This window comes from Rhodococcus sp. 05-2254-2, from assembly GCF_002259095.1.
Taxonomy (GTDB): domain Bacteria; phylum Actinomycetota; class Actinomycetes; order Mycobacteriales; family Mycobacteriaceae; genus Rhodococcoides.
In genome coordinates this window covers 102,052-126,531 of record NZ_NOZJ01000001.1, presented here as the reverse complement: position 1 = coordinate 126,531, position 24,480 = coordinate 102,052, and the positions used below count along the sequence as shown (strand labels likewise).

Sequence of the window (24,480 nt, the reverse complement as noted above, 5' to 3'; positions counted from 1 at the left end):
ACCGATCACTTACACAACCGAGGTAACAATCAAATGTTTCGAGGGTTACCGAGAACGCTCGTCGTCACGGTCTTCCGGGGCACGGCAGCACTGTTCGAGCCACACCGCGGCAGCGACGACGGCCAGTCCGGCCACGAGCGCAACGACGGCCCCGGCCCGATCCGACGACGCTGCCCGCACCGTCGCCGCACGCGGCATCACGTACACCAGAAATCCGACGCATACTCCGACGACAGCGGTTCCCACCAGCATCGATGCCTTCGCCAACACCAGCGCCCTGAAGACCGTCAACGGATGCAGATCGTGCAGACCGGTGCCGACCCGATGCTCGGCGATGCGATTGCGCACGATCACCGCAGTCACCACTTGCACCACCGCCACCAGATACAACGACGCCCCGGCGTACACCGGAATCGGCGGCAACGAGCCGTAGAAGACCCGAACCAACAGCCACGTACCGATTGCGGCCACCAGGAAAAGACCCAAGACGTCCCAGACCTTGGTGGGATTGGTCACCACGACCCATCACCGACACCGTCGTGCTCCACGGGTCGTTCTTGCAGGCTCCATTCCTGCTTCGTCACCCCGGCCCGCTCCTCCGGACTCAGTCGCGCGAGCAACTCGGACACCGAAATGTCGTTGTCGCCCACACGCAGGGTGGCGTCCGGTTCGACGTCCAGCCACGGCAGCAGTACGAACGCTCGTTCGTGCGCGCGCGGGTGCGGAAGGATCAAACGAGGGTCCTCGCTGATCACGTTCTCGCACGTCACCACGTCGACGTCGAGGCTCCGTGGCCCCCACCGCTGCACTCGAACGCGATCGGCCGCCTCCTCCAGACGCTGACCGAAACGCAACCAATCCCAGGCGTCGAAGGCATCGTCCTCGACCACCACGACGGCGTTGAGGAAGTCCTGCTGCTCGACGCCGCCCCAGGGAGCCGAACGGTACACCGGTGAGCAGGACACCAGGCGGGAGCCCAATCCGGTTGTGACAGAACGTAAGTGGGCGAGGGAGTCGCCGATGTTGCTGCCAATGGACAGCACCGCGCGGGTCACGCCCGCTCCCGGTACGCCACCACGGCAACGTCCCCGAACGTCAGTGGGATCGGGGCCGACGGCTTGTGCAGCACCACTTCCACCGCGTCGACGCGTGAGTCGTACGCCAACACGACCTCGGCGATCTCGGCCGAGACCGTCTCGATCAGGTCCCTGGACGGGCCCGCGACGACGGCCGCAGCGTGCTCGGCCAGTTCTCCGTAGTGCAGCGTTCGGGTCAGGTCGTCGGTCTCGGCCGCGGGCCGCAGGTCCATCCACACGGTGATGTCGACGACGAAGTCCTGCCCGTCTCGCTTCTCGAAGTCGAAGACGCCGTGATTGCCGCGCACCGTCAGGCCCCGCAGTTCGATGCGGTCGCCGCGACGCGTCCCCGCGCCGACGCGGCTGCTGATCTTGCTCATGCCCGATCACCCTGCCATGCCCGAACGACGGCGACCGCGTCGAGTGACGCCTGCACGTCGTGCACGCGCACACCCCATGCTCCCCCGGCGACCGCGAGCGCCGACACCACGGCGGTGGCGATCTCTCGCCCGTCCGGCGGTCGCGGAATACCGTCGTCGTCCGCCAACAGCGAGCCGAGAAAGCGCTTCCTGGAAGCGCCGACGAGTACCGGGAAGCCGGCCGACACCAAGTCCGGCAGGCCCCGCAGCAGTTGCCAGTTGTGCTCGGCGTTCTTGGCGAATCCGAGGCCGGGATCGAGCACGAGCATCGCCGTGTCCACGCCCGCGGCCACCGCGTGATCGACCTGTTCGAGCAGTTCACCGCGGACGTCGGCGACCACGTCGTCGTATCGATCGGCCGGTCCGGCGTGCCGATACTCGGATCCGGCGGCCCGCCAGTGCATCAGGATCCACGGCAATCCGCCGTCCGCAACGACCCCGGCCATGGCCGGATCCGCCCGACCACCCGAGACGTCGTTGACGATCGAGACCCCGGCATCGATCGCCGCCTCGGCGACCGAGGCACGCATGGTGTCGACGCTGGTGGTCACCCCTGCTGCGGCCAGCGCGGCGATGACCGGCACGATGCGCTGCGCCTCGAGCGTCGGGTCGATCCGGTCTGCTCCGGGACGCGTCGACTCGCCACCGACGTCGACGATGTCGACTCCGCGACGGTGCATCGCCAGTCCGTGTTCGACGGCGGCATCGACATCGAGGTACCTACCGCCGTCGGAGAACGAATCGGCGGTGACGTTGAGGACACCCATGACGACCGGTGCCGGGTGGATACTGCGCGCCGGGTTCATCGGGACTCGACCGGACGCGTCATTTCCGCAGGATCAGGTCCAGAGCTTCCGAACGCGATGCCGCGCTGGACTGCAACAGACCCCGCACCGCCGACGTGGTGGTGCTGGCTCCCGGCTTGCGAATGCCGCGCATGGCCATGCACAGGTGCTCGGCCTCGATCACGACGATCGCACCGCGCGGGTCGAGTTTGCGCATCAACGCGTCGGCGATCTGGCTGGTCAGCCGTTCCTGAACCTGCGGGCGCTTGGCGTACATGTCCACCACGCGCGCGAGCTTCGACAGGCCGGTGACCTTGCCGCTCTTGCCCGGGATGTACCCGACGTGTGCGACGCCGTGGAACGAGACCAGGTGATGCTCGCACGTGGAGAACATGGGGATGTCGCGGACGAGCACCAGTTCCTGGTGCCCCTCGTCGAACGTCGTGTTCAGCGCCGTGTCAGGGTCGGTGTAGAGCCCGGCGAAGATTTCACGGTAGGAACGCGCCACGCGGGCCGGCGTGTCGAGCAGACCCGGACGGTCCGGATCCTCGCCGACGGCGATCAACAGCTCACGCACTGCGGCCTCGGCACGAGGCTGGTCGAAGACCGCACCGGTGGCGTAGGCCACTGTCTGTTCCACTGCCCGCTGCTGCGCTGCTGGGACTTCTGCCGAGTCGATTGTCGACTCGTCGGTCCGGTTGACTGACACGAGAACGTACCTCCGGTTGGGCTCCGCGAATGTGACAGCTGGGCCGAACCGCACCTGTTCCTCACGGAGCAGCTGCGCCGACCTGCAGCACGGTTCGAACGACGGACTGGGCCGACCGAAACGGTCGACCCAGCCAGCCTAATGACCGACCTAGCGGTACGAACCGCCCGGCCCTTCCCAGCGTTGGGTGCGTGGACCTTCGTCGCCGTCGTCCTCTGCTCGCTCGTCTCGGCGCGAGTCCTCGGACTGGTTGTGCGAGGGACGATCGTCTCCGGGCAGCGGATAGCTCTGCGATGGAGTCGGAACCTCCCACGTGGGTGGCGACGCTTCGGCCGGTCCGGCATCGTCCTCGTGCTGGCCGTACGGGGGCTCGTGCCGAGAGTTACGACCCTGGTCCCGAGTGTCCGGCCGGAACGGATCCGGCTGATACTGCGGCGGCTGATATCCCGGCTGTTGATTCGTCGGCGGCTGGTTCGACGGCGCAGCGGTCGGCGGCTGGTATGCCTGTGGCTGCTGGTAGGTCGGGTGCTGTCGGTACGTCGGAGGCTGACCCTGCGGCGGCTCGTACCGATTCTGGTCCGATCCCGACTGCTCGCGGTTCGGCTGATCGTGAACCGGCGGCGTGGTCGGTCCCTGGTACCGGGGAACCGCAGGCTGGTCGCGCGGGGGCCAACCCGGAGCCGACCATCCGGCCGGGGCACCGTAATCGGGACGCGAGCCCTGGCCGGGGCCGTTCGAGCGAGGTTCCTGCCGACGCTGGCCTTCGGAGTATCCGCCCCCGTTGGGAGCGCCTCCGTTGGTCGGGCCGCCGTAACCACCGTTGTAGCCACCGCCGTTGTAACCGCCGGTTGCGGGGGCGCTGCGCCGGCCACCACCGGTGTTCGGCGCATCGACGTCCCCGGTGCTCGGTGATCCGTTGACCGGGCCACCGTTGGTCGGAGCACCGTTCGACGGGGCGCCGTTGGTGGGCACGCCGTTGGTCGGTCCGCCGTTGTATCCGTTGCTTCCGTTCGGGTAGCCACCCTTGGTCAGCTGCGGAGAACCGGCGTAGCTGGGCTGCGGAAACTGTTGCGGCGGAAGCTGCTTCGGGGCCGGCGGTACCGGAGGCCACGGCTCACCGCGCTCGGCGGCGAGTTCGCGGGGCGTCTTGACCGGTGGCTTGTCCGAGGGCTTGCGATCACCGAAGTCGTTGAACAGGGTGATGCGCGGACGCTTGGTGACGCTGTGGAAGATCTTCTCGAGGTCCTTGCGGGTGAGCGTCTCACGTTCGAGCAGCTCCGAGGCAAGGGTGTCGAGCAGGTCGCGGTACTCGTTGAGGATGGCCCACGCCTCGGTGTGCGCCGCCTCGATGAGTTTGCGCACCTCCTCGTCGATCTCGCGGGCGACCTCGTGCGAGAAGTCGGACTGCTGTCCCATCGAACGGCCGAGGAACGGATCGCCCTGTTCCTGCCCGTACCGAACGGCTCCGAGCTTGCTGCTCATGCCGTATTCGGTGACCATCGCGCGAGCGATCTTGGTCGCCTGGTCGATGTCCGAGGACGCACCGGTTGTCGGCTCGTGGAAGACGAGCTCCTCCGCTGCGCGGCCACCCATGGCCATGACGAGACGGGCGATCATCTCCGACCGCGTCATCAGGCCCTTGTCGTCCTCGGGCACCGTCATCGCGTGGCCGCCGGTGCGACCGCGAGCGAGGATGGTGACCTTGTAGACGGGCTCGATGTCGGGCATCGCCCACGCGGCGAGAGTGTGACCACCCTCGTGGTACGCGGTGATCTTGCGCTCGTGCTCGCTGATGATGCGGCTCTTGCGGCGCGGGCCACCGACGACGCGGTCGACCGACTCCTCGAGCGACGCCTCGGTGATGACGGTGCCGTTCTCACGAGCGGTGAGCAGTGCTGCTTCGTTGATGACGTTGGCCAGGTCGGCACCGGACATCCCGACGGTTCGCTTGGCGAGACCTTCGAGGTCGGCGTCCTGAGCAACGGGCTTGCCTGCCGAGTGCACCTTCAGGATTGCTCGACGGCCGGCCAGGTCGGGGGCACCGACCGGGATCTGGCGGTCGAAGCGGCCCGGACGCAGCAGGGCGGGGTCGAGGATGTCGGGGCGGTTGGTGGCGGCGATGAGGATGACGCCGGTGCGCTCACCGAAGCCGTCCATCTCGACGAGCAGCTGGTTGAGTGTCTGCTCGCGCTCGTCGTGGCCGCCGCCCATGCCCGCGCCGCGCTGGCGACCGACGGCGTCGATCTCGTCGACGAAGATGATGCAGGGGCTGTTCTGCTTGGCCTGCTCGAAGAGGTCGCGCACACGGGATGCACCGACGCCGACGAACATCTCGACGAAGTCCGAGCCGGAGATGGTGAAGAACGGGACGCCGGCCTCGCCTGCGACGGCGCGCGCGAGCAGCGTCTTGCCGGTTCCGGGAGGGCCGTACAGCAGCACGCCGCGCGGAATCTTGGCACCGAGCGCCTGGTAGCGCGCCGGGTTCTGCAGGAAGTCCTTGATCTCGTAGAGCTCTTCGACGGCCTCGTCCGCGCCTGCGACATCGGCGAACGTGGTCTTGGGCATGTCTTTCGTCAGCTGCTTGGCCTTGGACTTGCCGAAGCCCATGACCCCGCCGCGGCCGCCACCCTGCATGCGGCTCATAACGAAGATGATCACGCCGAGGATCAGCACCATCGGAAGAATCAGCAGCAGGAACGAGCTGAACCAGCTCTCCTGGGTGACGGTGGTGTTGTAGCTCGCCAGGCCCTGCGAGTCGACCTTGTCGAAGATCTGCTCCGACGCCGAGTCCGGGTACTTGGCGATGATCTGCGTCTCGTTGTCGGTGGCGTCCGACGCCTCCCGCAGAGTCAGCCGGATCTGCTGCTCGCGGTCGTCGATCTGCGCGGACTCGACATTGCGATCGTCGAGCTGGGCGATCGCCACCGAGGTGTCGACCGTCTTCCAGTCCCGCGTGTCGTTACCGAAGTAACTGAAGGCATAGATCACCAACAGAATGCCGAAAACGATGGCAAGATTTCGTATTACTGTCTTCCGATTCATACAGCTTCAGCCGAGTCGGCCGTGTCCTTTCAGTCCGCTCCCGCGCGCTGGCTGCTCCCTGCCCGCCGGATACTCCAGGCTAGCGCGAGACTCGGACATCTGACTCGCTCATACCTGGCGCTGTGCGTCCACGCACCTGTTTGCGTCGACGCTTCTTCCCCTCCAACGACTGCACTCCCCCGGCAGTTCCCCACCTGTCGGGCACACTATCCGCATCGATGGACCCTTGCACACGTCTCGGCGCGGCAATGGTCCATTCACGCGAACGGGGTGGACCGGACGAACAGAAGAAAACAGCTCAGCTGTAGACCTTGGGATCGAGCAGACCGATGTAGGGCAGATCTCGGTAGCGCTCGTTGTAGTCGAGGCCGTAGCCGACGACGAACTCGTTGGGGATGTCGAAGCCCACGTTCGCGACCTCCACGTCGACCTTGATGGCGTCGGGCTTGCGCAGCAGCGTCACCACCGACAGCGAGGCAGGCGAGCGGGTCGCGAGGTTGCGCTTGAGCCAGCTCAGTGTCAGACCGGAGTCGATGATGTCCTCGACGATCAGCACGTGGCGTCCGGTGATGTCGCGGTCGAGGTCCTTGAGGATTCGAACGACTCCCGACGACGAGGTGGACGAGCCGTAGGAGCTGACCGCCATGAACTCGAGCTGCGCCGGGATGGGCAGGGCCCGGGCGAAGTCGGTCATGAACATGATCGCGCCCTTGAGGACACCGACCAGGAGCAGGTCACCTTCGGGTGCGCCTTCGGGATACCGCTGGGCGATCTCTTCTGCGAGTTCCGCAGTGCGCGCTTTGATCTGTTCCTCGGAAATGAGAACCGATTCGATGTCGCCCTCGTACACGGGGTTTCCCTTCATTCGTTCTCCAGGCCGACGCTCAGCCTGCCATGCCGACGCGAGCACACCAACCTGGCGTCGGGCGTTCCTCCCGGCAGCGCAACCCCGCCCTGGCCGGTCCACCGTCCGACGAGGGCGTCGACGGCCCGGATCTGCCGGTCGGTCAGCGACGTCACACCCCGGCCGAGCAACCATCGGCGCAGTACGCGGCGACGAATCGCGGTGTCGAGCGAGTCGATCGAGGACACCTCCAGTTCCGGTGCACCCAACGCGACGACGGATTCGGCCATCGCGTCGAGCACCCGGCCGTCCTCGCGCAACTGCTCGGCGGTCCGGGCGAGCGCAGCGGCGACACCACCGCCGAGCACGTCCTCGAGCAGGGGGAGCACCTCGTGACGCAACCGCACCCGAGTGAAATCGGGATCGCCGTTGTGCGGATCCTCGAACGGCTCCATCCCCAACTCGACGCAGGCAGCCCTGGTCACACTGCGCCGAACCCCGAGCAGCGGCCGACCCCACGGCGCATCGAACGCCGCCATGCCCGCGATCGACCGCGGGCCCGATCCGCGCCCCAGCCCGAGCAGCACCGTTTCGGCCTGATCGTCGAGGGTGTGCGCCACCAGCACCGACGCGTCGCCGCGCTCGCGATCCAACGCGTCGTACCTGGCCCGGCGGGCGGCGGCCTCCGTCCCACCCGAGCCGGTCACCTGCACCGGCAGCACGCGCGCATCGACCACTCCCAACTCCGACGCCCGCGCCGCAGCCGTCGCCGCAACCTCCGCCGAGCCGGCCTGCAGACCGTGATCGACGATCAAGGCGCGCACGTTCGGGGCCTCGGCCACGGTCGCGGCCGTCAAAGCGAGCGAATCCGCGCCACCGGACAGCGCGACGGCAACCGGTCCCGGATAGGCCGACAACCAACCACGCACCGCACGCCTGACCTCCAACAGTGCGGGCCCCTCAGGCAGGAGCACTAGCCCAGAACTCGCGCGATCCAGGCGTCCGGGTCCTCGATCTCCGACAGCAACGGCAGCGTGTCGGGGCCCGTCCACACGGTGTTGAAGCGTTCCATTCCCACCGTGGCGACGACATGATCGACGAACGCCTTGCCGCGCACGTACTGCGCCATCTTCGCGTCCATGCCGAGCAGTGCCCGGACGACGCGTTGGAGCGGGTTCACCTTGCGTTGCCTGCGCTGATCGAAGGCACCGCGAATCTGCGTCACGGTCGGCACGACGGCCGGTCCGACGGCGTCCATCACGTGGTCGGCGTGACCCTCGAGCAGGGTGCCCAGCACGAGGAGTCGGTCGATGGCGTCGCGTTGCGGCTGCGGTTGAGTGGCGCGTAGCAGTCCGACGATGCCTGCGTCCTCGGACTTGGACGACCCGTTCGGATTCTTGCGGGCCTTGAGCGCGCCGGTCAGCCGGTTGGCGACATCGGTGAGCGGCTCGTCCGTGCCGTCGGAGAGCACCCCCACGTTCTCGCGCATGTAGCCGCCGAGCCAGGGAGCGGAGGAGAACTGCACTCGGTGTGTCACCTCGTGCAGGCACACCCACAGCCGGAAGTCGCTCGGCGAGACACGAAGCGCCCGCTCGACGGCAATCACGTTGGGCGCGACCAGAAGCAGCGTTCCGTTCTCGCCGGTGAACGGGTCGTACTGTCCGAGAATGGCGCTGGAGAGGAACGCCAGCATCGCTCCGGCCTGCAGCCCGGCCGGCTTTCCGCCGAGCAGACCCGACGGCGGCGTGCCGTCGTCGTCTCCGGTCAGGTGCTTCATCGACGACGCAGCCGCGGCGATCCAGCCGGCGCGATCGACCACCTGGGCGTCGGGCACGGGGAGTCCGTCGGCCAGACCGGTGGTCTCGCGAACCGGCCCCTCGGCCCGAATGGATGCGGCGGCAAGCTCTTCCACGGCTGCAGCGGCGGTGTAGCGAGAGGTGGCCGGGCCCTTGCGGGCCAGCTTCGCTCCGGTCTTGGCCGCAACGGACCAGTCGACGGCTCCGGCGAAACCGGACGTGGCTGCACTGTCGTCGGCTTTCGTAGCTGCGTCCGTGTTCACTGGCAACCACACAATCTCAGGGTCGATGCGACGGCATCGAGGGCGGGGCGACTGACGTCGGGCGGCCGGTCGTTGGACATCAGGGCGAAGGTCAGGATTCGGCCGTCGACGTCGACGACATATCCCGCCAGAGCGCTTGCAGCAGAAAGGGTTCCGGTCTTGGCTCGAACCCACCCCGCTCCGGTTCGGTTCCCCGAGGCATATCGATCCGTCAGAGTTCCGGTGGCACCGGCAACGGGAAGGTAATCGAGCATCGGACGCAGCGCAGGCTGCTCGGTTCCGGCTGCCGACGTCAACACCTGATCGAGCAGCCTGGCCGGAATCCTGCCGTCGACCGACAGCCCGCTGGCGTCCTCGAGCGTGAGTCCGGTCATGTCGAAACCTGCGGCGTACAGGGTCTGCCCGATCGCTGCCGTTGCACCGGAAAAGCTTGCGGCCGTGTTCATCTCGAGTGACAGTTCGCGTCCGATGGCCTCGGCGAGGACGTTGTCGGAGCGATAGATCATCTGCTGCAGGCGGTTTCGCAGCGGCGCGGATTCGACGGATGCGATCTGATCGGCCCCGTCGGCGGCCTTGCCGGTCGTCACCGCCGCCGGGTCGACGCCCAGCCCGGCGGCCAGTGCGCGGCCCGCGTCCAGTGCCGGGGTGGTGCTGCGTGGGGACTCGTCGACCAGTGGGTTCGATCGTCCGCCGTCGAGCATGATCGGTTCGATCGGAGTGATCGAACCGGCGGCGATGTCGGCGGGAAACCAGCCCTGCGCCATCGTGTCACCGGAGTAGATCGAGGTGTCGACGCCGATGCTGCGCACCACCGTTCCGCTGCGCCGAATCTGCTCCACCAGGTCGTCGATGCGCGCCGCCCCGGGATAGAACCCGTCGGTGCCGACCGGCAGCGCGGTGAGGGTGGGGTCGCCGCCCGCGATCAGCACGATGTCGCCCTCGCCACTGCCCTGGACCACGCGAGTGGTGACGCGATGATCCGCCGGGAGCCCGAGCATCGCAGCCGCCGCGGTGAGCACCTTGGTGGTCGAGGCAGGTGTCATCGGGGTGTCGGGGTTCTGGGACCAGAGCACCTGCCCGGTCTGCGCGTCGGCGACGGTTCCGGTGAAAGTGCCGAGGGCTGGATCGTCGACCACCTGGGCCAGCGCCGCTGCCAGACCTGCAGCGTTCGGCATCGGTGCCGATTCCGGGAACGGGGTGATCAGCGGGTTGGGCAGCACTGTCTCGGGCGGAGGTTCGATTGCAGTCTCGGCACCGTCGGACACCGACGGCAGCACCAGCGCGGCGGTCGTCGCAGCGAGGATCACCACGAACAGCGCACACAGCGTCAGGATCACGCGCTTCTTCCTGCGCCGTCGACCCGCTGTGGGGCCGAGGAACCGCCGTGTCAGCCCCGCCACCGTTCCTCCGTAACTGCCGTGGTCGTACCCATGATCGTCCAGTCAACAGTATCCTCGGGTCCGGTAGCCTTGCGCCGCCACCATCGACACATTCCCAACGACTCGAGCCGTTCCGGCTCGACGACAACAGTGAGGACTGCACGTGCCGTTCGACGTCACCATCGAGATCCCCAAGGGGCAGCGCAACAAATACGAGGTAGACCACGTCACCGGACGTGTTCGCCTCGATCGCTACCTCTACACCGCGATGGCGTATCCAGCCGATTACGGCTTCATCGAGAACACGCTCGGCGAGGACGGCGACCCGCTCGACGCACTGGTGCTGCTGCCCGAGTCGGTGTTTCCCGGCGTCATCGTCGAGGCCCGCCCCGTGGCGATGTTCAAGATGGTCGACGAGGCCGGCGGCGACGACAAGGTGCTGTGCGTTCCGGCCGGTGACACTCGCTGGGATCACATCCAGGACCTGAGCGACGTCTCGACGTTCGAGCTCGATGCAATCAAGCATTTCTTCGTCCATTACAAGGATCTCGAACCCAACAAGCACGTCACCGGGGCAGACTGGGTGGGGCGCGCAGAGGCAGAGGCCGAAATCGCTGCATCATTCAAGCGCTTGGCGGACAATCCGGGTCACTGATCGTTTCGGCACCACACACCTCGTCTCGGCCGTGGGCCGACGAAACATAGTTTGGGGAGACGTATGACCGACAGCACTTCCAACGGTGATCGGCGCAATCTCGATTCGCGACCGATTTCGGATCCGACTCAGTTTCCCGATCTGCCGGTGACGGTCGTCCTCGACCGGATCCCGGTGCCGATCCTCGCGGTCGACCCCACCGGTGCCATCGTGTTCGCGAACGAGGCCTTCGACGATCTGTTCGGTCTCGACCGCACCGAGCGGGAGGACTTCCACCTGCACGACATCTTCCCCGACCGGGCTCCGGAGGGTGTCAACGTCGCTGACATGTTCCTCACGACGGTGGCCACCCGCGCGGATTCTCTGTGGCGGATGACCGACAAGACCGGCGATATCGTGCAGGTGCGCGCCAGCAAGTCGATCCTGCGCCGTACCGAGGACACCATCGTTCTCGTCGCGTTGGAGGACTTCACCGATCAGCTGTGGAACGACCCCAAGAGCGCCTTGCGCTGACGCACGGAGCACGTTCTTCCCCGAACGACGAACGGTGTACGCCGGCGGATCATTCTCCGGCGTACACCGTTGCTCTGTTTCCACCCGCGTGCTTGGACTCGTACATCGCCGTGTCGGCGTCGAGCAGCACGTTGTGGACCAGATCGGCACTGTCACCGGACTCGGTGGCGGTGGACCATCGACTGCCGTCGAGCAGGGCCACCCCGACACTGACCGTCACCGGCACGTCGTCGGCTGGGTCGTGAATCGACTCGAGGATCTCGTGGGCGATCCGGTGCGCGGCGGCATCGTCGACCGGTAGCGCGATGGTGAACTCCTCGCCGCCGGTGCGTGCCACGCACGGCCGCGTGCCCGTGACCGCCGTCAGCCTGCGGGCCGTCCGGCGCAACACTCGGTCCCCCACCGCATGACCGTAGGTGTCGTTGACGCGCTTGAACTGGTCCAGATCGACCACCATCAGTGCGACGGAACGGTGCTCGTCCAGCGAGTTCATCATGCGTTGGAGCCGCAATTCCAGGCCGCGTCTGTTGAGCAGTCCGGTCAGCGAGTCCGTGTTGGCGAGATCGAGTTGGCGCTGGATCACTGCGCGGAACGCGAGTACCGAGTTGACCACCAGAACCGTCACGAGGGTGCGGGCGAGGATCGACGCCGGATCCTCCGGCCGCTCGACCAGGGCGAGTACTGCAAGTAGCAGAATGACCGCGTTGACGAATGCCGTGTGGAACTTGAGCACGGTTCGTCGCGAGAAGTACGCGATGTAGGTCCCGATCACGGCGAACAGGGCAGCGCCGTACAGCGCGAGATCACGGTCGTCGAAGGTCAGCAGCATCGTCGACACGCCCACGTCGGCGTACACGACGAACCATCCCGGCATGTGGGAGGCGTCCGCCGAGCGCAGCCACCACCATGCCCCTACCGGGAGAGTCGACAGCAAGACCATCAGGCACACGACAACAGCCGTCGGTCCAACGGGACCGTCCGAGGACAGCATCGCTATCGCCCCGATGAGACCGAACGAGGGCACCAGCACGGCGATTCCTCGCGCCACCCGGCGTTCGAGTCGTACCGAGTTCCGACGGGTCCCGGCATCGGACGCGAGCGACGGCTTGTCACGACCGATCGGCACAGCATCCCCTCCGTCCGCGCTTGCTCTACGAGCGACTGCGCACTGCCTCGATCGCCCCGATCGTGGATCGCCCGCCGATCAGACGCTACCTGCGCGACGGTCGGGCAGGTCCGGCCTGATGGTTTCGTAATCGGTCAAGAATCGATCGAGCAACGTCACGAGCGATTCTCGGTCCTGCCGTGTCCACCCCTCGATCACCCGTCCGAGATTGTCGGTTCGTCGTTGCTGGATCGCCGCCGCTGCTTCCTGACCCGACGCGGTCACCGCGAGCACGAACGCTCGACCGTCACGTTCGTCGGGCAGCCGCTCGACGTGCCCCCGTTCGACCAGCTGAGCCACCTGCCTGCTCACCGTCGACGGATCGGAATTCACCATGGCGGCGAGTTCACTCGACCGCATCGGTCCGTCGCGCAGGAGCCGGAACAAGCATACGTACGCAGCACCGTCGACACCGCCCGAGGACGAGATCGCAGCGATGTTCCGCTCACGCAGGCGTTGCAGACGAACCAGCTGCGTGCCCAGCTCCTCGGCGAACTCGACCACGTCAGTTACCGGTGAACTGGGCCGGTCGCTTCTCGAACACCGAGGTGATCGCCTCGGTGAGGTCGTGCGAGGCGAGGAAGGCGGCGTTCCAGGCCGCGACGTAGCGCAGGGAATCATCGACACTGGAGGATCGAGAATGATCCAGCACGGTCTTGATGCCCTGCACCACCAGGGGCGGATTGGCGGCGATGGCGGCGGCGCATTCGCGAGCAGCGGCGAGGGCGGCGTCATGGTCCTCGAACACATCGTTGACCAGGCCGATCTTCTCGGCGCGCGCGGCGTCGATGTCCTTGCCCGTCAGTGCCAGCTCACGCATGTGCCCATCGCCGATGATCGCGGGCAGTCGAGCCAACGACCCCATGTCCGCGACGATCGCGACCCGCACCTCGCGCACGCTGAACTTCGCGTCGGCACTGGCGTAGCGCACGTCCGCGGCGGTGATGAGGTCGACGCCACCGCCGATGCACCAGCCCTGCACGGCCGCGACGACGGGCTTGCGGCAGTCCGCCACGGCGTTGATGGCCTTCTGCATCGTCTTGATGGTGTCGTGGAACGTCGTTCGGGGACCGGCCAGTGCCTTGTCCGCCATGAGCGGACCGAAGGTTCCTGCCATCGCGGCGAGGTCGAGTCCATAGGTGAAGTTCTTGCCCGAGCCCGCGAGCACGACTGCACGAACCTCGGGATCGGCGTCGAGCTGAGCGAACAGCTCGGGGCTCTCGCTCCAGAAGTCCGGGCCCATGGCATTGCCCTTGCCCGGTCCGAGGAGGGTCACTTGCGCGATGTGGTCGGCGATCTCCACGGAGAAGGCTTTCCAGGTTCGTTCCGTCATGCCTGCGAGCCTAGCGGCAGAGTCGCCCATCTCCGCACCGCATGTTACGGCGCGTAACGTCTGCGCTAAGTCCCTGCTCAGCTCTGGTGCATACGCCGAATGAGGCTCACCATCTATCCATGCTGATGCATCAGGGACTCGGCCTGGAGACGTTCAACGATCTGCCGCGCCGCAAGGCGGTGCATGCGTTGTACGAGTGTTGTTGCTCGGTGGCGTGGGCGTCCAGGGTGGCGGACGGCCGCAGGTATCGCTCGCGGGCAGAGCTGTTCTCGGCAGCCGACGCGGAACTGGCGGAGCTGTCGGACGGCGACATGGACATGTTGGCCGCAACGCGTCCCGAGCCGAGCAAGGTGTGCGCAGCCATCAACGCCGATACGCGAGGCGCTCTGGTGACCGCGGCGCGCGCGTACTGCGAGCGATTCGCCTATCCGTACATCTGGAGCGGGTTGTTCGAGCCCGAGGGCTTCGAGCCGCGCGACATCCTGGTGGATCTGGGCCATCGACTCGACAACGACGATCGGACCGAACGCAAGATCATGCGCGACGAGCTGGCGAAGATCAACCACATTCGATTGGATCGCCTGCTCGGGCCCGAGGGCGGCTGGCCGCAGTACTGACCTGTTCGCCGAGTACGGACGGGCCGCCGACCCGGGATCAGCCGAAGAGACCGACGACGCGACCGATCAGTCCACCGGCGATCAGGATCGCCAGTAACGCCACCACACCGATGATGAGGATCGGCATGACACGGCTGCGCTGCGGCGGTTCGTGATTGGGGCCGCCGACTCCCGTTTCGGCGGGCGGGGTGTCTCCTGGCGTGACACTGCCACCGGCTTCGAGTCCTGCGGTGACGTCGGGATCGGGATTCTGAGCATTCATCTGTCCCGGTTACCCGGTGCCGTGGTCCCTCAATCGAGATGTGCCCTAGCTATCGCTCCCGCGAACAGTTCGGAGACCGCGTCGGCAATGACTCCCTCGTCGATTTCCTCTGGATCCACCGAATGTTCGACGGCCAATCCGGAGATCAAGGCCGCCAGTGACGTCGCGAGGCGTCGGGCATCGAACTTCTCGCCGACTCCCCAGTCGTCCGCTCGCTCGGCGATGAGGCGTTCGAGCTCGCGCCGGAGTGCTCGACGGTCGGTGCGATAGCGCGCCGCGACGGCCGGGTCGCGTCCGGCGAGAATCCCGAATTCGACGGTCAGCAGCGGCCAGCGGGGTTCGGCGACCACCCACGACGCGATCTCTCCGCCGCCCGCTCCGGCTGCCGCGCCGGGGTCCAGATCGGAAATGTGAGCCAGTACGCGGGCCGCGAGGTCGAGGGACCGCCTGGCCAGCAGCTCGGCGAACAGCGCTTGCTTGGACTCGAAATTGGAGTAGACGGCTCCCTTGGTGAAGCCGGCCCGGTCTGCGATGTCGGTGAGTTTGGCTGCGGCATAGCCATTTTCGGTGAACTCGTCCGCTGCGGCGGCGAGCAGTCGATCTCGAACGTCGGCACGCTGCGGTCGTCGCTGCGACTGTGTCGACCCCCACTTTTCTTGCTCGTCGGCATTCACGATACCTAGAGTATTGAATACCTCGGGTATCGACAAGATTCAGGAGTCACCCATGCGCAAGATGTCACTGCTCGCCGCCGCGGTGCTGATACTTCAGCTCGGCTTCATCCTCAGCTACGTCTCGGCCTTTCATCAGCCGACTCCGCATGCGATCCCCATCGCGGTGGTGACCGAGGCCGGTCTCCCCGAGGGGCTGGACCAGCAGACGACCGATCGCCTGAACGCCATCGACGGCGCCCCGCTCGAGGCACGCACCGCCGCCGATACCGCCGAGGTCCGTTCACTGCTCCGCGACAGGGAAGTCATCGGGGCCTATGTCGTCGGCGCGAACGGGACGGACACGCTCATCACCGCCAGCGCAGCAGGCAGCTCCGAAGCCACCGCGCTGGAATCGATCTTCACCGAGGTCGACGCCGCCCAGGGCCGCCAGTTCGTGGTGCGCGACGAGATCCCGGTCGGTGTGCACGACAACCGAGGGTTGTCCGGTTTCTATCTCTCGGTCGGGTGGGTCGTCGGCGGCTACCTTCTGGCTGCCGCATTCGGACTGTTGATCGGGGCACCGACCTCGCGCCGCGAAACCTGGATGCACGTCGGCATTCTCGCGGTGTACTCCCTCGCTTCCGGCACTCTCGGCGCATTCCTCACCACCCATGTACTGGAAACCTTTGCCGGCCATTGGTTTCCACTGACCCTGCTGGGCACCGGGGTCGTCTTCGCCACCGGACTGTTCACCATGGGCCTGCGCGCCCTGATCGGTGTCGCGGCGGTGCCCGCCGCCATCGCGCTGTTCGTCATTCTCGGAAACCCCAGTGCAGGAGGCGCTTTCGGGTCCGATGTACTGCCGTCGCTCTACGCCTCGATCGGTCGGTGGATCACCCCTGGCATCGGCACCGAGGGCGTACGCAGCATCGTGTACTTCTCCGGCATCGGACTGGGGCAACCCGCACTCGGCCTGACGCTCTACATCGTGATCGGCGCGCTACTGATGGTCGCGGCGGCTCTGCGGCGTCGGTACGCACACAACCCGATGAGCTCACGCGAGACCAGTAAAGTGTGATCCCATGACCTCCACCTTCCCGCTGCCTCTGCCCGATCTCGCTGTCCGCACTCTCGGAGGCGCAGTCGTGTGGGCGAACGACGAGACGTTCGCGGAGAAGGAGAATCTCGTCAGTCCCGGCAAGGCCGACTACTCGACCGCGACGTTCGGGCACAAGGGTCAGATCTACGACGGGTGGGAGACGCGTCGGCGACGCGAGGCCGGCTACGACGAGGCCATCGTGCGTCTCGGCGCACCGGGTGTCGTCTCGGCAATCGTCGTCGACACCTCGTGGTTCACCGGAAACTATCCGCCGGAGATTTCGGTCGAGGCCGCCGAGGTGCAGGGCTTCCCATCCCCGGACGAGCTGCGCACGCAGACCGAGTGGACCACCATCGTCGCGCGCAGCCCGGTCGACGGCGACAGTGAGAACAGGTTCGCCGTCGCCTCCGACGCGCGGTGGACGCACGTGAAACTGTCGATCTACCCGGACGGCGGAGTGGCGCGGTTGCGGGTACTGGGCCGCGGCAAGCCCGATCCCGAGTTCCTCGCGGCCGGGCCGGTCGACCTCGCTGCGCTCGAGAACGGTGCCTACGTCTCGGCGTGTTCCAACATGTTCTACAGCTCCCCCAACAATCTCCTGTTCCCCGGCCCGCCGCGGTCGATGGGTGAGGGTTGGGAGACCTCGCGGCGACGCAACGACGCGAACGACTGGGTTCAGGTTCAGCTGGCAGGCAGCGGGCTCGTTCGCCTCGCCGAGCTCGACACCACCTGCTTCCTCGGCAACGCCCCTGGCGCGGCGTCACTGCGCGGACGGCTCGGTGAGGGCGAGTGGATCGAGCTGTTGCCGCGAACGACGTTGCAGCCCGACACCCGCCATCGCTTCGTACTCGACCACGAGACCCCGGTCTCGGAGGTTCGGATGGACATCTTCCCGGACGGTGGCATGGCGCGATTGAGACTGTTCGGTGATCTGGCAGGAGTGGAGCCTGCGGAATGACCCAGTAGGGCGGGAGTGGAGCCTGCGGAATGACCGGAGTTGGCAAGCCTTCTGCGTAAAGAAGGCTGGGGCAATAGGGTTGGGGTATGTCCCGGCTACTTCATCCGAATGCAGCCCATGTTGCCGACACGCTGATTTCACGTGGTCATCACGGGGTGGTGGTCAGCAGTCCGGAGGGCACGCACACTGCCGCCGATGCTGCTGCCGCCCTCGGTGTCGACGTGGGCGCGATCGTGAAGTCGATGGTGTTTCTACTGGGCGACGAGCCGGTGCTGCTGCTCGTCTCCGGTGCCCACAACGTTCATCTCGAGCACACCGGCGAGCGTCTCGGCGGCGTGTTGACGCGCGCGCCTCTGGACACGGCCAAGCATGCCACCGGCCAGCCGATCGGTGGGATCGCCCCGGTCGGCCACCCCACCAACCTCGATACGTTCGTCGACCAGGATCTGGCCGGCTACTCCGAGGTGTGGGCGGCCGCCGGCCACACCAACACGATCTTCAGGTCCACGTTCACCGAGTTGGTGCGCATCACTGCGGGTCTGGCGATCGACGTCACCTGACCGCCGCGCACGTCCCGAGGACGCGAATCCTCAGGACGCGAGGGTCGGGGCGATCGGTGCGCCGAGAACCGCGTCGACCACGTCGATGTCGAGTCGAGTCCCGCGGGATTCCAGCAGCGGCAGTACGCCGTTGTTGATCAGAACCGACTGGCGAACCGAATCGCCGAGCGCTGTCAACGTCACGCCGTCGGCCACCTCGGCCGCGGTGACGTCGGAGATCAGACTGGCCAGTCCCGCCGGTGTTCCGACGTAACGGATCGACGACGGGCTGCTCGGCACTTCGAGTGCGGCGAGTTCCCGACGGGCCGTCCGGGCATCGGCCGCGATGTGGATCTCCAGGTCGAGAAACACTGCCGTGCTGTCGGCAGATTCGCCGCGGTCGACTGCCTCGGCGCGGAGCCGCGCGCGTTGCTGCTGGGATTCCCGCAGGTCGGAGGCCTGGATTCGGACCACATCCGTTTCGGGAGCGGCGGTCAGTTCGGTCCAACCCGCAGTGAATTCGACGGCGACGCGGGTGAAGTTGTGCGACATGAGTGGTGGTCCTGATTCTTCAGTCGGTGGCATTCGGTCGGAGCGGAGCCGAACTCGAACACGACCCGGACGCAGTGCGGCACAGGTCCACGTATCTGTTGCACCAGTGGCGGTTGCCCGTCCACACGACACTCACGGTCATGACGCCATGCTAACTGTCTGCGGGGGTGCACGGGGATCCAACCCCGGCGGTGCTGAGCCCACCCACCCCGTCCACCCGGCCGGCCAGCTCGGGGAAGGGTCGCGGGTCGGGTACGGGGTTCCACCAGCCGGCGTCCTCCGCGTAATGCCAGTTCGGTCCCGATTCGACCAGGGCGGCGAGTGCGTCGACGAGTCGGTCCACATCGGCCGACGAACTGCCGAGGCCGATGCTGGCCCGCACCGCTCCGGCCGCATGCCCCAGCCTGCTCAGCAGTGGGTGCGCGCAGAACTTCCCGTCCCGCACGCCGATTCCGTGTTCGGCGGAGAGGTACGCGGCGACCTCACCGGGGTCGCGTCCGGCCACGGTGAAGGTGACGATGCCGACGCTGTCGGTCGCGTCGGCCCACACCTCGAGCTGCTCGACGCCGTCCAGTGCGGCCAGCCCGTCGCGCAGGCGGGACGACAGTTCGCGCTCGTGCGCCTGCAGCTCGGCATCGTCGAATCCGGCAATGGCCTCGCAGGCCGCGGCCAATGCGGCAACCCCGAGCACGTTGGGGGTGCCCGCCTCGTGCCGCTGCGGTGCCGGAGCCCAGTCGGTGTGGTCGATGCCCACGCTACGTACTGCGCCACCGCCGGCCAGGTGTGGCTCACCGAGGTCGAGCCAATCACGCTTGCCCACAAGCACTCCCGCGCCGAACGGGGCGTAGAGCTTGTGTCCGGAGAAGGCGAGGTAGTCCACCCCGAGTGCGGCGATGTCGACCCGCCGATGCGGAACCAGCTGGGCACCGTCCACCGCGATGCGCGCGCCGTGCCGATGCGCCAGTGCCGCGAGTTCCGCGACCGGCAGAACTTCTCCGGTGACGTTCGATGCGCCCGTGATCGCAAGCAGAGCAGCAGGTTTCGCGGCGAGTTCGGCGTCGAGGCGGTCGATGGTCTCGGCCAGGGTCGACGCCGCCACCACCACTCGTCGGTCACGCCACGGAAGCAGGTTCGCGTGGTGTTCGATGTCGAGCACCACGGTCTCACCCGGCACGCATGCGGCCAACAGGTTCAGCGAATCGGTGGTGTTCCGGGTGAACACCACCACCGAATCCGACTGCGCACCAATGAAATCGGCGACGGTCACCCGCGCCTTCTCGTACGCTGCCGTGCAGACCCGTGAGGCGTAGCCGGCACCGCGATGAACACTGGAGTAGAACGGCAGCAGTTCCGCGATCCGATCGGTCACCGCCGTCAAAGCCGGCGCGCTGGCAGCGTAGTCGAAATTGGCGTAGGTGCAGGTGCCGCCCTGCACCAGGGGTACCTGCAGATCTGTGCCCGAAACAGGGGCAAAAGGAGCACAGGGGCGGGAAAGTACAAATGTCATGACAGATCAAGCCCTCACGTTCGAGGGACCCGCAACCGAAGGATGTGGTGAACGAGTCCGCGCTTGCCGCGCCGGTTTTCCGGCATCAGCCTGGTCGTCACCCGGAGCACCCCACCGCGGAGGAGGGTTGCCGACCAGCGAGCCGGGGCTTGACGCTGGTACTCGTGACCGTGGAGAAGACACTGGCAAACCCGCTGCGGTTTTGTCAAGCCGGAACTCACGCGTGGGCAGCAGTAGGATTCCCGCGGTGGGAAGGAGCGCTCGTTCACCTGCTGGCAAACAGAACGTGAGATAACCAACGGCGCTGCTCCCCAGCGGCACAGAGTCCCAGCACCACAGAGTCACTTGCCAACGAACGAGAAGGACGCCCGGTTGTCTGTGCATCAAGAGAACGATCTGCCGGGTTCGAGCGCGGACACCGCGCCTGCACCGGCGGCGTTTCTTCGCTCGTCGCTCGCCCCTCCTGCCCGGACGCTCATCGACGTTCTCCGTGATACCGCTCATCGTTTTCCCGACGCCCCCGCCATCGACGACGGTGCTGTCTCGGTCAGCTACTCCGAGTTGTTGGACGACATCGCCGAGGGCGCGCAGTGGCTCGCCGATGCCGGCGTCAGGCGCGGCGATCGCGTCGGCATCCGCATGCCGTCGGGTTCCTTCTCCCTTTATGTCGCGATCCTGTCCATCCTCGCGGTCGGTGCCGCGTACGTGCCGGTGGACGCGGACGATCCCGAGGAGCGGGCCGAGTTGGTCTTCGGTGAGGCGAAGGTGACGGCCATCGTCACTGCGGGCGGCATCGCCGCCGGTACTGCTCCCAAGCAAGACGGCCTTCCCGAGACCGACCCACTGCCGCCGACTCCCGAGGACGACGCGTGGGTCATCTTCACCTCGGGTTCGACGGGCACGCCCAAGGGTGTCGCGGTCAGTCATCGCAATGCGGCGGCGTTCGTCGACGCCGAGGCCCGCATGTTTCTGCAGAAGGATCCGTTGGGTCCGGGCGACCGAGTGCTCGCCGGTCTGTCGGTGGCGTTCGACGCGTCGTGCGAGGAGATGTGGCTGGCGTGGCGGCACGGTGCGTGTCTGGTTCCGGCACCCAGGTCGTTGGTGCGGTCCGGTTTCGATCTGGGCCCGTGGCTCGTCTCCCGCGACATCAGTGTCGTCTCGACGGTGCCCACCCTCGCGTCGCTCTGGCCCGCGGTGGCTCTGGAGGCGGTGCGGTTGCTCATCTTCGGCGGCGAGGCGTGCCCGCCGGAACTGGCCGAGCGGCTCGCCGTCGAAGGCCGTGAGGTCTGGAATACGTACGGCCCCACCGAGGCGACGGTCGTCGCGTGCGCGGCGATCATGGACGGGAAGGGGCCCGTCCGCATCGGATTGCCGTTGGACGGCTGGGACCTGGCCGTGGTCGACGCTTCGGGCACCCCGGTGCAGGTCGGCGAAGTCGGTGAGTTGGTCATCGGCGGCGTCGGACTCGCTCGGTATCTCGATCCGGCCAAGGACGCCGAGAAGTACGCGCCCATGCCCTCTCTGGGATGGGACCGGGCGTACCGCAGCGGCGATCTGGTCAAGCTCGAGCTCGAAGGGCTCTTGTTCCAGGGCCGCGCGGACGATCAGGTCAAGCTCGGCGGTCGACGCATCGAGCTCGGCGAGATAGACAATGCGCTGCAAGCACTTCCGGGCGTCGGCGGCGCGGCGGCCGCCATCCGCAAGACCGCTGCCGGAAACTCGGTGCTCGTCGGGTATCTCGCCAGCACCAATCCCGATTTCGATCTCGAAGCCGCACGCGAATTACTCGCCGAGCAGTTGCCCGCGGCATTGGTGCCCAGGCTTGCGCTGGTGGACGAGATGCCGACGCGCACCTCGGGCAAGGTCGACCGCAACGCGCTGCCGTGGCCCCTGCCCGGTATGGCGGGCGCGTCTGCGCTCGGCGGTACGGCGGGGTGGGTGGCCGAATTGTGGACCAACATCCTCGGCGCGCAGGTTTCCGACGAGAACGCCGATTTCTTCGCCAACGGCGGCGGTTCGCTGTCGGCCGCTCAGTTGGTGACGGCGTTGCGCGAACGGTTCCCCGAGATCACCGTCGCGCAGCTCTACGACCACCCACGGCTGGGTTCACTGGCGCAGTATCTCGACGATCTGAAGCCTGTCGTCGAGGCCGTTCCTCGTGACGTGGCACCGACGTCCCGTACCGCGCAGTGGGCTCAGATCGCGGCAACGGTTCCGTTGACCACCCTGACCGGATTGCAGTGGGTCACCTGGCTCGGACTGCTGTTCAACGTCATGTCCTGGTTCGGCGACGTGCCCTGGGCTCCGACGCTGTCGTGGTGGTGGGTACTCGTGGCGTTCGTCCTGTTCATCACTCCGGTCGGCCGGATGGCGATCTCGGTGGTCGGATCTCGCATCCTGCTGGCCGGGCTGAAACCCGGCGCGTATCGACGCGGCGGGAGCATGCACATCAGGCTGTGGGCAGCAACGAGATTGACCGATGCCAGTGGTGCGTCGAACCTTTCGGGTGCACCGTGGATGGTCTACTACGCGCGCGCTCTGGGTGCCAAGATCGGCAAGGGTGTCGACCTGCACACGATGCCGCCGGTCACCGGCATGCTCGAGCTGGGCGACGGCTGTTCCATCGAGCCCGAGGTGGATCTGTCCGGGCATTGGATCGACGGAGATCTCGTCTACATCGGCGGCGTCGAGATCGGTGCCGGTGCCACCGTCGGCGCCCGCTCGACGCTCTTGCCCGGCACCAAGGTCGGCAAGAACGCTGTCGTCACGGCAGGCTCCGCCGTCGTCGGACGGGTGAAGGCCGGTCAGATGTGGTCCGGTTCGCCGGCTCAGAAGGTCGGCAAGGCCGATCATCCGTGGCCCGCAGAAACGCCACCGCGCGCGACCAAATGGGTGTTCGCGTTCGGCGTCGCGTCTCTGTTCCTGTCCGGCATGGCATTGTTCTCGATCGGCGTCAGCCTGGTGCTGATGGGCTGGTGGATTCACACCGCGGACTCCGTGTTCGACGCCTTCGAACGTGGTCTGGTGATGTTGCCCGTCGCGACGATGGTGTCGTTGGCGGTGTTCGCGGTGATCACCGTCGTCGCGGTGCGATTGCTCAGCATCGGTCTCGTAGGCGGCTACCACCCCGTGCGCAGCCGTATCGGCTGGCAGGTCTGGGCCACCGAACGGTTGATGGACTCCGCGCGCACCTTCCTGTTCCCGCTCTACGCGTCACTGCTGACTCCGCATTGGCTGCGGCTCCTCGGCGCGAAGATCGGCAAGGACGTCGAAGCGTCGACGGTGCTGATGATCCCCAAGTTCACCACCGTCGCCGACGGCGCGTTCCTCGCCGACGACACGATGGTCGCCAGCTACGAACTCGGCGGCGGCTGGATGCATCTGGGCGACGCCAAGGTCGGCAAGCGGGCGTTCCTCGGCAACTCCGGCATGACCGGGCCCGGGCGAACCGTTCCCAAGAACGGCCTGGTCGCGGTGCTGTCCGCGACGCCGGACAAGGCGAAGTCCGGCTCGTCGTGGCTCGGCAGTCCGCCGGTGCGGCTGCGTCGGGCCGCCGGTAGTGCGGATTCGTCGCGCACGTTCGATCCGCCCCGCAAGCTCAAGGTCGCCCGGTCGTTCGTCGAGACGTGCCGGTTGATTCCCGTCGTCGTGACGTTCGGCATCGGACTCGGAGTGCTGTTCTCGCTCACCGCCATCGCCGACTCCGTCGGGTACTGGTTGGCTGCGTTGCTCAGTGGCGTCGTCCTGCTGGTCGCCGGATTTGTGGCTGCTGCGGTATCGGCGTTGGCGAAGTGGTTGTGGGTGGGCCGGATCGGCAAGACCGATCACCCGCTGTGGAGTTCGTTCGTGTGGCGCAACGAGGTGGCAGACACGTTCGTCGAGACCGTTGCCGCGCCCTGGTTCGCGCGCGCCGCCGAGGGCACCGCGGTACTGAACATGTGGTTGCGGTGGCTCGGTGCGGATATCGGCCGCGGCGTCTGGTGTGAGACGTACTGGCTTCCCGAGGCCGATCTGGTGACGTTGGCCGACGGTGCGACGGTCAACCGAGGGTGCGTTGTGCAGACGCACCTGTTCCATGATCGGATCATGTCCATGGACACGGTCGATCTCGGCAGAGGCGCAACACTGGGACCACACTGTGTCGCGTTGCCTGCATCGGGTATAGGTGATGGTGCGACGGTGGGGCCTGCCTCTCTGGTGATGCGCGGCGATACGGTTCCCGCGCATACTCGTTGGCAGGGCAATCCGATCGCGCCGTGGGCCAAGGGTGATCCCTTTCCGCGTATTCGCGACGACCGAAACGAGGGGTGATCT

24 protein-coding genes and 1 riboswitch are annotated in these 24,480 nt (G+C 66.8%); of the genes, 7 read left to right on the top strand and 17 right to left on the bottom strand.

Annotation, left to right across the window (positions count from 1 at the left end; genetic code table 11):
• Positions 1-45 precede the first annotated feature (45 nt).
• From CH283_RS00615 to dacB, 10 genes are all read right to left on the bottom strand, one after another.
• On the bottom strand, positions 46-516 hold the full coding sequence (locus CH283_RS00615) for a DUF3180 domain-containing protein (RefSeq protein WP_094641396.1): 471 nt from the start codon (positions 514-516) through the stop codon (positions 46-48).
• Positions 513-1,055, bottom strand: coding sequence for a 2-amino-4-hydroxy-6-hydroxymethyldihydropteridine diphosphokinase (folK, locus tag CH283_RS00610; RefSeq protein WP_094640913.1), 543 nt, complete (start codon positions 1,053-1,055; stop codon positions 513-515). Before folK ends, CH283_RS00615 begins: the two co-directional genes overlap by 4 nt.
• Positions 1,052-1,456 (bottom strand): dihydroneopterin aldolase, encoded by a 405-nt coding sequence (gene folB, locus CH283_RS00605; RefSeq protein WP_094640912.1) that lies wholly within the window; start codon positions 1,454-1,456, stop codon positions 1,052-1,054. The genes folK and folB overlap by 4 nt, the downstream gene beginning before the upstream one ends.
• Positions 1,453-2,301: a dihydropteroate synthase gene (folP, locus tag CH283_RS00600; RefSeq protein ID WP_176460422.1), complete on the bottom strand. Its 849-nt coding sequence runs from the start codon at positions 2,299-2,301 to the stop codon at positions 1,453-1,455. The genes folB and folP overlap by 4 nt, the downstream gene beginning before the upstream one ends.
• Positions 2,302-2,320: 19 nt before the next feature.
• The gene (gene folE, locus CH283_RS00595; protein ID WP_037195562.1) at positions 2,321-2,920 is read right to left on the bottom strand and encodes a GTP cyclohydrolase I FolE; all 600 of its coding nucleotides are present in this window, start codon (positions 2,918-2,920) and stop codon (positions 2,321-2,323) included.
• Between the two features lie 219 nt (positions 2,921-3,139).
• Complete coding sequence (ftsH, locus tag CH283_RS00590) at positions 3,140-6,031, bottom strand: ATP-dependent zinc metalloprotease FtsH (protein ID WP_094640911.1); 2,892 nt, start codon at positions 6,029-6,031, stop codon at positions 3,140-3,142.
• 298 nt (positions 6,032-6,329) lie between these two features.
• On the bottom strand, positions 6,330-6,881 hold the full coding sequence (gene hpt / locus CH283_RS00585; RefSeq protein WP_094641392.1) for a hypoxanthine phosphoribosyltransferase: 552 nt from the start codon (positions 6,879-6,881) through the stop codon (positions 6,330-6,332).
• Positions 6,882-6,892: 11 nt separating this feature from the next.
• Positions 6,893-7,849: a tRNA lysidine(34) synthetase TilS gene (gene tilS / locus CH283_RS00580; RefSeq protein WP_094640910.1), complete on the bottom strand. Its 957-nt coding sequence runs from the start codon at positions 7,847-7,849 to the stop codon at positions 6,893-6,895.
• Positions 7,849-8,934 carry a zinc-dependent metalloprotease gene (locus tag CH283_RS00575; RefSeq protein ID WP_373557653.1) on the bottom strand — a complete coding sequence of 362 codons (1,086 nt, stop codon included), beginning with the start codon at positions 8,932-8,934 and terminating at the stop codon, positions 7,849-7,851. Before CH283_RS00575 ends, tilS begins: the two co-directional genes overlap by 1 nt.
• Positions 8,931-10,334, bottom strand: a complete 1,404-nt coding sequence (dacB, locus tag CH283_RS00570; protein ID WP_094640908.1) for a D-alanyl-D-alanine carboxypeptidase/D-alanyl-D-alanine endopeptidase — start codon at positions 10,332-10,334, stop codon at positions 8,931-8,933. The genes CH283_RS00575 and dacB overlap by 4 nt, the downstream gene beginning before the upstream one ends.
• Before the next feature lie 142 nt (positions 10,335-10,476).
• On the opposite strand from dacB, the gene CH283_RS00565 reads away from it, so the two are divergent.
• Together CH283_RS00565 and CH283_RS00560 are read left to right on the top strand one after the other, a co-directional pair.
• A complete protein-coding gene (locus tag CH283_RS00565) occupies positions 10,477-10,968 on the top strand; it encodes an inorganic diphosphatase (protein ID WP_068053642.1) in 492 nt (163 codons plus the stop codon).
• 63 nt (positions 10,969-11,031) lie between these two features.
• The gene (locus tag CH283_RS00560; RefSeq protein WP_032395173.1) at positions 11,032-11,481 is read left to right on the top strand and encodes a PAS domain-containing protein; all 450 of its coding nucleotides are present in this window, start codon (positions 11,032-11,034) and stop codon (positions 11,479-11,481) included.
• Between the two features lie 49 nt (positions 11,482-11,530).
• Here the strand turns inward: CH283_RS00560 and CH283_RS00555 are convergent, their stop codons facing one another.
• From CH283_RS00555 to CH283_RS00545, 3 genes are all read right to left on the bottom strand, one after another.
• Positions 11,531-12,607 (bottom strand): GGDEF domain-containing protein, encoded by a 1,077-nt coding sequence (locus CH283_RS00555; RefSeq protein ID WP_094640907.1) that lies wholly within the window; start codon positions 12,605-12,607, stop codon positions 11,531-11,533.
• Positions 12,608-12,685: 78 nt separating this feature from the next.
• Entirely contained in the window at positions 12,686-13,150 is a 465-nt protein-coding gene (locus CH283_RS00550) for a MarR family winged helix-turn-helix transcriptional regulator (RefSeq protein WP_255183033.1), read from the bottom strand.
• 1 nt (position 13,151) lies between these two features.
• A complete protein-coding gene (locus CH283_RS00545) occupies positions 13,152-13,979 on the bottom strand; it encodes a crotonase/enoyl-CoA hydratase family protein (protein WP_068053633.1) in 828 nt (275 codons plus the stop codon).
• 119 nt (positions 13,980-14,098) lie between these two features.
• Here CH283_RS00545 and CH283_RS00540 point away from each other — a divergent pair, with 119 nt between their 5' ends.
• Positions 14,099-14,596 (top strand): 2-oxo-4-hydroxy-4-carboxy-5-ureidoimidazoline decarboxylase, encoded by a 498-nt coding sequence (locus tag CH283_RS00540; RefSeq protein ID WP_094640905.1) that lies wholly within the window; start codon positions 14,099-14,101, stop codon positions 14,594-14,596.
• Between the two features lie 37 nt (positions 14,597-14,633).
• Here the strand turns inward: CH283_RS00540 and CH283_RS00535 are convergent, their stop codons facing one another.
• Together CH283_RS00535 and CH283_RS00530 are read right to left on the bottom strand one after the other, a co-directional pair.
• Positions 14,634-14,858, bottom strand: a complete 225-nt coding sequence (locus tag CH283_RS00535) for a DUF6480 family protein (protein ID WP_068283967.1) — start codon at positions 14,856-14,858, stop codon at positions 14,634-14,636.
• A gap of 29 nt (positions 14,859-14,887) precedes the next feature.
• Positions 14,888-15,532, bottom strand: a complete 645-nt coding sequence (locus CH283_RS00530) for a TetR/AcrR family transcriptional regulator (RefSeq protein WP_176460423.1) — start codon at positions 15,530-15,532, stop codon at positions 14,888-14,890.
• A 52-nt stretch (positions 15,533-15,584) separates the two neighbouring features.
• On the opposite strand from CH283_RS00530, the gene CH283_RS00525 reads away from it, so the two are divergent.
• The 3 genes from CH283_RS00525 to CH283_RS00515 all read left to right on the top strand — a co-directional run bounded on the left by CH283_RS00525 (position 15,585) and on the right by CH283_RS00515 (position 18,128).
• Positions 15,585-16,589: a hypothetical protein gene (locus CH283_RS00525; RefSeq protein WP_094640904.1), complete on the top strand. Its 1,005-nt coding sequence runs from the start codon at positions 15,585-15,587 to the stop codon at positions 16,587-16,589.
• 4 nt (positions 16,590-16,593) lie between these two features.
• Complete coding sequence (alc, locus tag CH283_RS00520) at positions 16,594-17,568, top strand: allantoicase (protein WP_094640903.1); 975 nt, start codon at positions 16,594-16,596, stop codon at positions 17,566-17,568.
• An 86-nt stretch (positions 17,569-17,654) separates the two neighbouring features.
• On the top strand, positions 17,655-18,128 hold the full coding sequence (locus CH283_RS00515; RefSeq protein ID WP_068053615.1) for a YbaK/EbsC family protein: 474 nt from the start codon (positions 17,655-17,657) through the stop codon (positions 18,126-18,128).
• A 30-nt stretch (positions 18,129-18,158) separates the two neighbouring features.
• Here CH283_RS00515 and CH283_RS00510 read toward each other — a convergent pair whose 3' ends face one another.
• Together CH283_RS00510 and CH283_RS00505 are read right to left on the bottom strand one after the other, a co-directional pair.
• On the bottom strand, positions 18,159-18,659 hold the full coding sequence (locus CH283_RS00510) for a hypothetical protein (protein ID WP_094640902.1): 501 nt from the start codon (positions 18,657-18,659) through the stop codon (positions 18,159-18,161).
• Positions 18,660-18,810: 151 nt separating this feature from the next.
• Positions 18,811-20,166: an aminotransferase class V-fold PLP-dependent enzyme gene (locus CH283_RS00505; RefSeq protein ID WP_094640901.1), complete on the bottom strand. Its 1,356-nt coding sequence runs from the start codon at positions 20,164-20,166 to the stop codon at positions 18,811-18,813.
• Between the two features lie 54 nt (positions 20,167-20,220).
• Positions 20,221-20,336: riboswitch (SAM riboswitch) on the bottom strand.
• A 208-nt stretch (positions 20,337-20,544) separates the two neighbouring features.
• Here CH283_RS00505 and CH283_RS00500 point away from each other — a divergent pair.
• Complete coding sequence (locus tag CH283_RS00500; protein WP_255183068.1) at positions 20,545-24,477, top strand: Pls/PosA family non-ribosomal peptide synthetase; 3,933 nt, start codon at positions 20,545-20,547, stop codon at positions 24,475-24,477.
• Positions 24,478-24,480: the final 3 nt, after the last annotated feature.

Excerpts from the sequence above, each read along its gene's own strand:
- folB (WP_094640912.1), bottom strand. The coding sequence starts at position 1,456 with ATGAGCAAGATCAGCAGCCGCGTCGGCGCGGGGACGCGTCGCGGCGAC.
- folP (WP_176460422.1), bottom strand. The coding sequence starts at position 2,301 with ATGAACCCGGCGCGCAGTATCCACCCGGCACCGGTCGTCATGGGTGTC.
- ftsH (WP_094640911.1), bottom strand. The coding sequence starts at position 6,031 with ATGAATCGGAAGACAGTAATACGAAATCTTGCCATCGTTTTCGGCATT.
- CH283_RS00560 (WP_032395173.1), top strand. The coding sequence starts at position 11,032 with ATGACCGACAGCACTTCCAACGGTGATCGGCGCAATCTCGATTCGCGA.
- CH283_RS00545 (WP_068053633.1), bottom strand. The coding sequence starts at position 13,979 with ATGACGGAACGAACCTGGAAAGCCTTCTCCGTGGAGATCGCCGACCAC.
- CH283_RS00540 (WP_094640905.1), top strand. The coding sequence starts at position 14,099 with ATGCTGATGCATCAGGGACTCGGCCTGGAGACGTTCAACGATCTGCCG.
- CH283_RS00535 (WP_068283967.1), bottom strand. The coding sequence starts at position 14,858 with ATGAATGCTCAGAATCCCGATCCCGACGTCACCGCAGGACTCGAAGCC.
- CH283_RS00525 (WP_094640904.1), top strand. The coding sequence starts at position 15,585 with ATGCGCAAGATGTCACTGCTCGCCGCCGCGGTGCTGATACTTCAGCTC.
- alc (WP_094640903.1), top strand. The coding sequence starts at position 16,594 with ATGACCTCCACCTTCCCGCTGCCTCTGCCCGATCTCGCTGTCCGCACT.
- CH283_RS00515 (WP_068053615.1), top strand. The coding sequence starts at position 17,655 with ATGTCCCGGCTACTTCATCCGAATGCAGCCCATGTTGCCGACACGCTG.
- CH283_RS00510 (WP_094640902.1), bottom strand. The coding sequence starts at position 18,659 with ATGTCGCACAACTTCACCCGCGTCGCCGTCGAATTCACTGCGGGTTGG.
- CH283_RS00505 (WP_094640901.1), bottom strand. The coding sequence starts at position 20,166 with ATGACATTTGTACTTTCCCGCCCCTGTGCTCCTTTTGCCCCTGTTTCG.